This is a genomic window from Marinitoga sp. 1155, from assembly GCF_001021175.1.
Lineage (GTDB): Bacteria > Thermotogota > Thermotogae > Petrotogales > Petrotogaceae > Marinitoga.
Map to the genome: position 1 here is coordinate 34,511 of NZ_AZAX01000016.1, position 10,601 is coordinate 45,111.

A 10,601-nucleotide genomic window follows, 5' to 3' on the forward strand; every position below is an offset into this window, starting at 1 on the left:
TATGGAAAATGTTGGTATTATAGTGGATTCTGGAACAGATTTGCCAGAAGATATTATTGAAAAATATAATATAAAGGTAGTTCCTTTAAGAATAATAATAAATGATAAAGAGTATGAAGAGGGAAGTATAAGTGAAGAATTTTTATTACAGAGACTTGAGGATAGTGATGTGAAAACATCATTACCAAAACCTGAAGCAATAATTAAAGCTGTTGAAGAATTCATTGAAAAAGGAATAAACAAAATAATGACATTTAATATTTCTGGTAGTATGAGTGGAACATATAATCTATTTAAATTAACTTCAGAGTCATTAAAAAGTAAGTATCCAGAATTACAAATAGAAAACATCGATACTTTAAATATTTCAATTGGTGCAGGATTAGTAGCTTATCAGTCTATACGAATGCTTGAAGAAGGAAAAACTTTTGAAGAAGTTGCTAATTGGGCAAAAAATAATGCTAAAAAATCGAAAATATTTTTTATAATACCAAGTTTGAAATATCTTGCAAAAGGCGGTAGAATTGGAAGAGTTTCGGCAAAAATAGGTAAAATGTTAAATATTAAACCTATCATTTCAAATAGTGATGATGGAATATACTATACAGTATCGAAAGTTAGGGGATTAAAAAAAGCATATAATAAAGTGTATGATGAATTCTTGAAGTTTGTTAAAGAAAATGAGTATTTAGCTGCTGTTTATATAAGTGGAGTTTCAAAAGAAGTAGAAAAATTACAAAGTGAATTCTATGAAAAAATAAATCATTTAGAACATTCAATAGAAGTTTTTGTAGGGAAACTTTCGAGCACTTTAACAATACATGCAGGTCCAGATATGTTTGGGATAGGTGCATTAATAGTAGAATGAGGAGAAAACATGAATAATGTTCCATTATATGAAAAATTAAGGCCAAAGAAATTAGAAAATGTTTTAGGAAATGAAAAATTAAAGAATATGTTGAATACATGGATTAGTAATAATAAAATCAAATCGTTTGTAATTTATGGTCCGCCTGGATGTGGTAAAACCACACTAATATCTGCTTTTTTAAACGAATTAAATAAAAGTTTTTATGAAGTTTATACGATTTCTGGAGCATTAGAAGGCTCGAAAACATTAAAAAAAATTATATCGAGCTCTCAATCAACGCTTTTTAATAAACAAACAATTCTGTTTGTAGATGAAATTCATCGATTGAATAAAAAAGAACAGGATGTTTTATTACTTCATGTCGAAAAGGGAGATTTGATTTTAATTGGTTCAACAACAGAAAATCCTTCTTTTGCCATAAATCCAGCTTTGCTTTCGAGAATATTGATTTTTGAGATTTCAACGTTATCAGAATATGAAATAAAAATATTGCTGGATAAAATAAAAAGAATATATCCGCATATACATTTTTCAAAAGAATTAAATAAAATTTTAAAAGATTTTTTTTCTTATGACATTAGAAGGATTATAAATACAATAGAAGCATTGATAGATATGGGAATAAATGAAATAAATGCGAAATCATTTAAAGAAATACTGCCTGTTTTTGGATATTCAAAAGAAGATAAGTATGACATAATTTCAGCTTTTATAAAAAGTATAAGAGGAAGTGATCCTGATGCTGCAGTGTTTTATCTTGCATATATGCTTGAAAATGGAGAAGATCCTTTATACATAGCAAGAAGACTGATAATTTTAGCTTCAGAAGATATAGGGCTTGCAGATCCCATGGCTTTAAATATAGCAGTTTCGGCTTTTCATGCAACAAAAGAAATAGGATACCCTGAATGTTTGTATCCGCTAACAGAAGCAACAATATATTTATCGGCTGTTCCAAAATCAAATTCAACGCTTGAAACATATAATAAGGCAAAAATGTATATTGATAAAAAATTTGATATTCCAATGAAATTGAGAAATCCTGTAACTAAGTTTATGAAAAATAAAGGGTATGGAAAAAACTACAAATATCCTCATGATTTCGGAGGATTTATAAAAGAAACATATTTACCAGAAAATATAAGAAATACCCAGTTTTATAATCCAAAAAATATAGGTTTTGAAACCAAAATAAAACAAAGATTAAAAAAGTTATGGGAGGAGTTTAAAAACTATTAGGTGTTTTTATTCACATTTATTTCCTGTAATAACTCAATTTTATAGTCTTCTAACACTTTGAAAATAATTTTTTTATTGTATAATAGAATGTCTATTGTATCACCAATTTTAACCTCATAAGAAGGTTTTAGATTTTTACCATTCTTTTGTATTTTTCCAGATTTAGCTAATTCGTTTGCAATAGTTCTTCTTTTTATTATTCTATGTGTTTTTAAAAATTTATCAAGGCGCATATTAAACCTCCATGAAATTTTTTTCATAATTGTAAATTAAAAACCTTTCTTAATACTTGACATAGTACCTTAAAACAATTATAATATATTTAGCGAAAATTTTTAGTTACAGTAAAATAAATTAATCATAAATTATGAGGTGATAGAGTTGTCTGAGCCAGTTCTTATAGTAGAAAACTTAAAAACTTATTTTGACATAGCCGAAGGAACGGTAAAAGCAGTGAATGGTGTATCTTTTACATTGGATAAAAATGAATCTCTTGGAGTTGTTGGGGAAACCGGTTCTGGAAAAAGTGTAACAATGAAAACTATTATGGGGCTTATAAAAAAACCAGGATACATTCCAGAAGGAAAAATTTTATTTCATACAGATGAATTTAGTAAAGATGGAAAAAAAGAGTATATAGATTTAACAAAATTACCGTTACATCAATTTACAAGAATTAGAGGAAGACACATAGCGATGATTTTTCAGGATCCAATGACCTCTTTAAATCCTATGTATACTGTTGCAGATCAAATGATAGAAACAATAATGTATCATCAGAATGTTTCTGAATTAGAAGCCAGAAAAAGAGCAGTCGATTTATTAAAAAAAGTTGGTATTCCCAATGCAGATAAAAGAATTGACGATTACCCTTTTCAATTTTCTGGAGGTCAAAGGCAGAGAATAGTTATTGCTATTGGACTTTCATGTAATCCTGAATTATTAATAGCAGATGAACCCACAACAGCTCTCGATGTTACTATACAGGCTCAAATTTTAGAATTAATGAAAGATTTACAAAAAGAGTTCAATACTGCCATGATATATATAACACATGATTTATCAGTTGTAGCAGAAATAGCAGATAAGGTTATGGTTATGTATGGTGGTATGCAAATGGAAATGGCTGATGTAAATACTATATTTGAAAAACCAATTCATCCATATACCAATATGCTTCTTAATTGTATTCCAAGGCATGATGCTAAAAAAGAGGATCTGGAACCAATACCAGGACAACCTCCCATTATGCTTGATCCTCCTAATTTGTGTCCATTTTTACCAAGATGTCCAAAAGCAATAGATAGATGTAAAAAAGAGCTTTCAGAATTCAAAGAAATCGAGCCAGGGCACTTTGTTAGATGTTGGAATCCTATATTGGACACAAGAACGGAGGGAGATAAATAATGCTTTTAAGAGTAAATGATTTAAAAAAATATTTCCCCATAAAACATGGGTTTATAATTGAAAAAACGGTTGGTTATGTTAAAGCTGTTGATGGCGTTACTTTTTCACTTGATAAAGGAGAAACATATGGCCTTGTTGGTGAATCAGGATGTGGAAAAACAACAATTGGAAAAACTATATTAAGATTATACAATCAAACAGATGGAGAAATATTTATAGATGATAAAGATACAAGTTATTTCTTTATGAAAAGAAGCGAGGCAAAAGACTATTTAAAAAAGCATTATATAGAAGTATTGCATAGTGAAATAAAAAAGAAATCACAGTCACAATTTTTAAAAGATTTACCTGATTATAAAAAGCCGTATTTCGAATTTTTAATAAAAAATGGAGAAAGCAAATTTATTGAATATATGCTTTCTGACATAAAGGAAAAAAGAATGCATTTTAGAAGAAAGGTTCAAATTGTATTCCAGGATCCAACATCATCATTAAATCCAAGAATGACTGTGGGAACTATTTTATCTGAACCACTATTGTTTCATGGTATAGCAAAAACTAAAAATGAAGCTTTTGATATAGTTAAAGAAATACTTGTAAATGTTGGTTTAAAGAAATATCACGTTGATAGATACCCTCATCAATTCTCTGGAGGACAAAGGCAAAGGATTGCTGTTGCAAGAGCAGCAATTTTAAAACCGGATTTAATAATTTTAGATGAGCCAACATCGGCGCTTGATGTATCAGTTCAGGCACAAATTATTAAATTATTAAAGGATTTGCAAACAGAATTGAATGCAGGATATTTGTTTATTTCACATGATTTAGGGGTTGTTAGATTTATTTCTAATTATGTTGGCATAATGTATCTCGGAAGAATGGTTGAATATGGTGATTCAGAAGATATATTTGATAATTTTAAGCATCCATATACTGAAGCATTATTAAATGCAGCGCCAGTTCCGGATCCGAGAAAAAGAAGAGATAGAAAACAGTTTATTATAAAAGGACAGGTTCCATCGCCAATTAACAGGCCAAAGGGATGTTTCTTTTCACCAAGATGTAAATATGCATTTGAACCATGTTCTAAAAAGTATCCATCATATTATGAAGTGGGAAATAATCATTATGTAGGATGTTATAAATTTGAATCAAAATCTTAACTTCAAGGGAGGGAGTAGCATGAAGAAACTTTTAGTTTTATTGTTCGTTTTAACTGCAGCATTAGCTGTGTTTGCCGAAGAAGTAGATTGGGCAATTGAAGACGTGTCAGGAAAACCCGGGGGAACATTATTCTTAACAACAACATCAGGTCCAAAGACTATGAATCCTGCCTGGGCACAGGAAACATCTTCAACGGATATTATAGGATGGGTATTGGACACATTGGTACATTCTTCAAACAAAGGTCTTGCAGAATTACCAGGATTGGCAAAAGATTTTTCTGCTAAGGTTACAGAAGATGGAAAAACTATTTACACATATGTTTTAAGGAAAGGTTTAAAATGGTCTGATGGGCAGCCATTAACAATTGATGATGTTATCTGGTCATTTGAAAAAATATGGTTTGATGAAAATATGACTGCAAATGGTAATGCTGGATACATGGATTCAAATGATGAATTGCCTCAAATAGTAAAGGTTGATGATTATACAGTTCAATTTGTTTATAATTCGAAATTCAGAAGAGGTCATGAATCAATAGGATGGACAGAGATTTTACCAAAACATATTTTAGAACCATATTATGAAGAAGGTAAATTCAAAGAAGCATGGTCATTAGCAGATATTGATAAAGTCGTATCATCTGGTCCATTTGTTTTAAAACAATATAAAGAAGGCGTTAGAGTAGTTTTAGAAAAGAACCCAAATTATTACAGAAAAGATAAAAATGGAGTTCAATTACCTTATTTAGATCAGATAGTTTATATTATTGTTAAAGACTTAAATACAGCAAGATTAAAGTTTGAAGCAGGCGAAACAGACATTTACTCACCAACAGCTGAAGAATTCCCTGAAATCAGAGCTATGGCTGATGAAAAAGGTTGGGTAGTAAGACAGGGTGGTCCAAACTTAGGTTCACAGTTTGTTACATTTAACTTCAATGCAAAGGATCCTGTAAAGAGAAAATGGTTCAGAAATGATCATTTCAGAAGAGCAATTGCTTATGCTATAGATAAACAAACATTGATTGATGTATTATACAACGGTTTAGGAGCAGCATTATATGGTCCTGTTTCACCATCATCAGGATATTATAATCCAGAAGTTGAAAACTTAGGATTCAGATATTCATTGTCAAGAGCAAAAAGAGAGCTTAAAAAAGGTGGATTTGTATTAAAAGGTGGAAAATTATATGATGCTGATGGAAATCAGGTTAAATTCGAATTAACAACAAATGCTGGTAACAATGTAAGGGAAGAAATAGGTAATATCGTTAAAGAAAACCTATCAAAATTAGGAATCGATGTTAACTTTGCACCAATGCAATTCAATGCATTAGTTGGAAAATTGGTAGCAACAGGTGATTGGGAAGCAGTTATTATAGGGTTAACAGGCGGTGTAGATCCTGCATCAGGTTGGAATGTATGGAGATTAGATGGTGGTTTACATTTCTGGAATTATTCACCAGAAATTAAACCAAAGATGTTTGATGATGCATTAAAAGCAGATTATGTAGTTCCTGAATATGAAAAGAGAATAGATGAAATCATGAGATTACAGGTAAGTGCAGTTGACAGAGATGAATTACAAAAATTATTCGATGAATTCCAGATGTTAGTAGCAGAACATCAGGTATTGGTATACACTGTGGCACAAAATTACTTAATTGCTTACAAAAATACAGTTCATATCTTTAATCCAGAGCCAAACCCAGCAGCAGGAGTATTGTGGAAAGCTTGGAATATCTGGAAAGATCAATAATATTTTAATTTTTAATTTATTGGGAGTGGGGGAATGTGGAGTTTTCTCCACTCCTTTTTCAAATTAATGTGAGGAGGTTTTTTTATGCTTAAGTATATCATCAGAAGGATTATACTGGCTATTCCAGTATTACTTGGTGTTTCTGTTGTATCATTTATGATAATCTCTCTTGCACCAGGTGATTTTTTAGATAGCTATAGATTAAACCCGGCTGTAAATGCTGATCAGGTTAAAAATTTAGAAAGACAGTTTGGTCTGGACAAATCACCTGTTGTTCAGTATTTTTTATGGTTAAGAAACATGTTGCAGGGTGAATGGGGACAATCATTTACCTATCAAATACCTGTTTGGGACTTAATCTGGAGAAGAGTTGGAGCAACCTTATTACTCAGTATAACAACATTCATTTTTACCTGGGGGATAGGTATCCCGCTGGGTATATACGCTGCATTACATCAATATAGTCTTGGTGACCAAATCGTAGGTGTTATAGGATTTATAGGTTTATCTATACCAAACTTTTTCTTTGCTTTACTATTTTTATTCTTTGCAGCAAGAACAGGTGGAAAAATATTCCCTGTTGGAGGTTTTATCTCGTTGGATTATGATACATTTCCAGTATGGAAAAAGGCTCTTGATATATTCTGGCATGTATTAGGACCTATGATTACACTTGGAACTTCTGGATTGGCAGGAACAATGAGAATTATGAGAGGACAATTACTTGATGAATTAAAGCAAGATTATGTTGAGTTTGCAAGAGCTAAAGGAATGCCTGAGAATGTAGTAATTTATAAACATGCTTTAAGAAATGCAATTAATCCAATAATAACAGCTCTGGGTTTTTCTATTTCAGGGCTTTTAGGTGGAGCAGTTTTAACAGAAAATGTTTTTGGATGGCCAGGAATGGGACAATTGATTATTGAAGCTTTATTACAACAGGATATATTTGTTATAATGGCTAATTTAATGTTGGTATCTTTGATGCTTGTTATAGGTAATTTAATTGCCGACATATTACTTGCTGCAGTAGATCCAAGGGTACGTTTAAGATTAGGATAATGGAGGGAATATAATGGCTAAAAATAAAGATATAAAACAGGAAAAGCAGGATGTTTTTGAGAAGCAATTTTTATCTACGCCACAATTGGTATGGAGAGCTTTAAAAAGACATAAGTTTGGTCTTATATCAATGTGGATTTTGCTTATTTTATATATGATTGCATTATTTGCAGATTTCCTGTCACCAATGGATTATAGGGTACAACATATTCAATATAAGTATGCACCTCCTATGAAAGTATTCTGGAAGGATGTATCTGGTGAATTTGTTGGGCCTCATGTATATTTATATAAGAGAGTAAAGGATCCTGTAACCTTTCAAAGTATATTCAAAGAAGCTACATATTTTGATAGTTTCAAAGTATATGATGATTTAAATTTTGATACTGAAAAAGAAACTATAATAAAAATAGGCGAATATAATCCTGATTTTGAATCTACAATTACAAATTATCAATTTGTTTTAAATTATAATACATATGCTATTACCCAGGATGGAAAAAAATACAAGATTTTAACTGAAACAAAAACAGAACCATTAATTACATTTGATGAATTGGGTATAAAAAATAAAACATTAAGTAAAAATGAAGATGGTTTTTTGAATATTGATCAAATTCCTTTATTAAACGGTGAAGATGTTTTATTGAGCGTAGAAGACAGAGGAATAGCTTCAACTTTTTATTTTGTAGAAAATTACAAAACTAAATCAAAACTTTCAAGATATAATTTAAAACCAGAAGATATTAAAGAATTTAAAAAGTACGTTTCACTTGAAGCAATAGAAGTTGAAACAGAAGATGATTTTTATGAATATTACCCAGAAAATTTTGAAGGAGTAAATTTCAAAAAATTTAATATAAAGTTCTTCACCAAAGGTTGGGAATATAAATGGCTTGGAATAATTCCTGGAAATATTCATCTATTTGGTGTGGAAAAGAGTAAAATGCCATTTTTAGCAGAAGATTATGCTTCAAAAGATGGAATAATATATTTATGGGGCGCAGATAAATTTGGTAGAGATATGATAAGTAGACTGGTATTTGGAAGTAGAGTATCGTTAACCATCGGGTTATTGGGTATTATGATAACATTTACAATAGGATTGATGTTAGGAGGTACAGCAGGATATTTTGGCGGATGGATAGATGAAGTTCTAATGAGATTTACAGAAATATTAATGTCAATTCCAAGTTTTTATTTGCTTGTTTCATTAAGTGCAATTTTACCATCTGAATTATCACCAGCTATAAAATATATCTTAATTATTGTAATTCTTTCATTTATTGGTTGGCCTGGAATGACAAGGGTTATAAGAGGTATGACTCTTGGTTTAAAAGAAACAGAATTTATACAAGCTGCAGTTGCACTTGGATATCCATCAAGAAGAATTATCTGGAAACATTTATTGCCAAATACTGCAACGTATGTTATTGTTTCAGCAACATTATCAATACCGGGATATATCCTTGGTGAAGCTGGTTTGAGTTTCCTTGGCCTTGGTATCAGGGAACCTTCAGCAAGTTGGGGATTAATGTTATCTCAGGCTCAAAATATTACAGCCTTAACTAATTATCCATGGCTATTGTTACCTGGTTTGTTCATATTTATAACTGTTTTAGCATTCAATTTATTTGGTGATGCAATAAGAGACGCTCTGGATCCAAGAGCATTAGGTCATTAATATAAAAAAGATGATTCCAATGGAATCATCTTTTTTATATACTTTATAACTATATTTTTATTTTGTTTATGTTAAGAAAATTTGACTTTTTTAAAAAAAAGTGATATGATTATATTAGGGATCTTCCAAAGGAGGTGTTCTTATGGATTACAAACTATTTACTAAAAACATCGAGTTAACAGCTGCATTAGAAAATTATCTAGAAAAAAGAATGGAAAAAATTGATAGGGTTTTTAAAAAACATGACGATTTACTTATGAGCACAGATATCAGAGTTGAAAAAGAAAGGGAAATCTATAAGGTTGAAGTTACATCACATTTAAAATTTAAAGGTAGCATTTTAAAGGTTGAGGAGAGGGGTACGGATCTTTATGAAGTAATTGATAGAGTTTCGGATGCTTTTGAAAGAAAATTAAAAAAGTTCAAATCAAAATTGCAGAATCACGATGCACCTAACCCATTTAAAGAAATGAACAGTGAGATTATTGAAGAAGAAGAGGAAATATGGACAAAAATTAGTAAAAAAAAGCGTTTTGATTTAAATATGTATTCATTGGAAGAAGCTGTATTGCAACTGGAATTATTGGGTCATGAATTTTTTGTATTTAGAAACTCAGATTCAGAAGAAGTTAATGTTGTTTATAAAAGGAAAGATGGAAGTTTAGGGTTAATAGAATTTATAGGTTAATATAAATAAAGCGGGGAATTTCCCCGCTTATTTTATTAATAGAACATTGAATATCAGAATATTTAAATTTATTCAAAGAATAATTAATCGTATATTCCTATATAATTCACCTTCTGAAATATTATTTCTTAAATTTGTTATATCATAGTCTTTTTCATATATTGCTGGGACAAAAAAGAGAGTGCAATAGTTGTGTGATTATTTTAAAATGAAATTACTAAAATGTGATATAATTCAAGTGTATAAAAATCAAAAAAAATTAAACCGATACCAGCCGTAGGCGTGAATATTTGCGAAGCAAATATTCAAGTGTTTTTTTAATATTAAAATCCAATTTTTTAATCCAAAAACCCGCCGTAGGCGAAGATATTTGCTTTGCAAATATTTTAAGAATTTATTTTTTAAAATAAAATGATTTTATCCTAATATTTACCGAAGGAGAGCGACAGCTCAGAATTTTTTTGTTTTAATTCAAATCTAAAGTTTTTAATCCAATACCCTACCGGAGGTATGAATATTTTCTTTGAAAATATTAAAAAGTTTTTATTTTAAAATATTAAATTTTTATCCTATAACCCCCCGTAGGAGAGCAATAGCTCAAAAGTTTTTTTAATTAAATCCAATTTTTAATCCCAAAACCCGCCGTAAGCGTGTAACACCGGAGGTGAAATAATGAGAAGATTCTGTACAAGTGGTCCTGTTGATAAAAAGACCTGTTATTATGT

The 10,601-nt window shown here is 30.3% G+C and carries 9 protein-coding genes; 8 read left to right on the forward strand and 1 reads right to left on the reverse strand.

Going from position 1 to position 10,601, the window contains the following annotated elements; all coding sequences use genetic code 11:
- The first annotated feature begins 1 nt into the window (after position 1).
- Positions 2 to 868 (forward strand): DegV family protein, encoded by an 867-nt coding sequence (locus tag X274_RS06475; RefSeq protein ID WP_047266005.1) that lies wholly within the window; start codon positions 2 to 4, stop codon positions 866 to 868.
- A gap of 9 nt (positions 869 to 877) precedes the next feature.
- A complete protein-coding gene (locus tag X274_RS06480) occupies positions 878 to 2,110 on the forward strand; it encodes a replication-associated recombination protein A (RefSeq protein WP_047266006.1) in 1,233 nt (410 codons plus the stop codon).
- Here X274_RS06480 and X274_RS06485 read toward each other — a convergent pair.
- A complete protein-coding gene (locus X274_RS06485; RefSeq protein WP_047266007.1) occupies positions 2,107 to 2,343 on the reverse strand; it encodes a S4 domain-containing protein in 237 nt (78 codons plus the stop codon). The two genes, X274_RS06480 and X274_RS06485, sit on opposite strands and share 4 nt — an antisense overlap.
- Before the next feature lie 148 nt (positions 2,344 to 2,491).
- Between X274_RS06485 and X274_RS06490 the strand changes: the two genes are divergently transcribed.
- From X274_RS06490 to hpf, 6 genes are all read left to right on the forward strand, one after another.
- Positions 2,492 to 3,517 carry an ABC transporter ATP-binding protein gene (locus tag X274_RS06490; protein WP_047266008.1) on the forward strand — a complete coding sequence of 342 codons (1,026 nt, stop codon included), beginning with the start codon at positions 2,492 to 2,494 and terminating at the stop codon, positions 3,515 to 3,517.
- Positions 3,517 to 4,680, forward strand: a complete 1,164-nt coding sequence (locus X274_RS06495) for an ABC transporter ATP-binding protein (RefSeq protein ID WP_047266009.1) — start codon at positions 3,517 to 3,519, stop codon at positions 4,678 to 4,680. The genes X274_RS06490 and X274_RS06495 overlap by 1 nt, the downstream gene beginning before the upstream one ends.
- A 19-nt stretch (positions 4,681 to 4,699) precedes the next feature.
- Positions 4,700 to 6,442 (forward strand): ABC transporter substrate-binding protein, encoded by a 1,743-nt coding sequence (locus X274_RS06500; RefSeq protein ID WP_047266010.1) that lies wholly within the window; start codon positions 4,700 to 4,702, stop codon positions 6,440 to 6,442.
- A gap of 84 nt (positions 6,443 to 6,526) precedes the next feature.
- A complete protein-coding gene (locus tag X274_RS06505; protein ID WP_047266011.1) occupies positions 6,527 to 7,504 on the forward strand; it encodes an ABC transporter permease in 978 nt (325 codons plus the stop codon).
- Positions 7,505 to 7,517: 13 nt separating this feature from the next.
- Positions 7,518 to 9,188 (forward strand): ABC transporter permease, encoded by a 1,671-nt coding sequence (locus X274_RS06510; protein WP_047266012.1) that lies wholly within the window; start codon positions 7,518 to 7,520, stop codon positions 9,186 to 9,188.
- A gap of 142 nt (positions 9,189 to 9,330) precedes the next feature.
- Positions 9,331 to 9,876: a ribosome hibernation-promoting factor, HPF/YfiA family gene (gene hpf, locus X274_RS06515; protein ID WP_047266013.1), complete on the forward strand. Its 546-nt coding sequence runs from the start codon at positions 9,331 to 9,333 to the stop codon at positions 9,874 to 9,876.
- Positions 9,877 to 10,601: the final 725 nt, after the last annotated feature.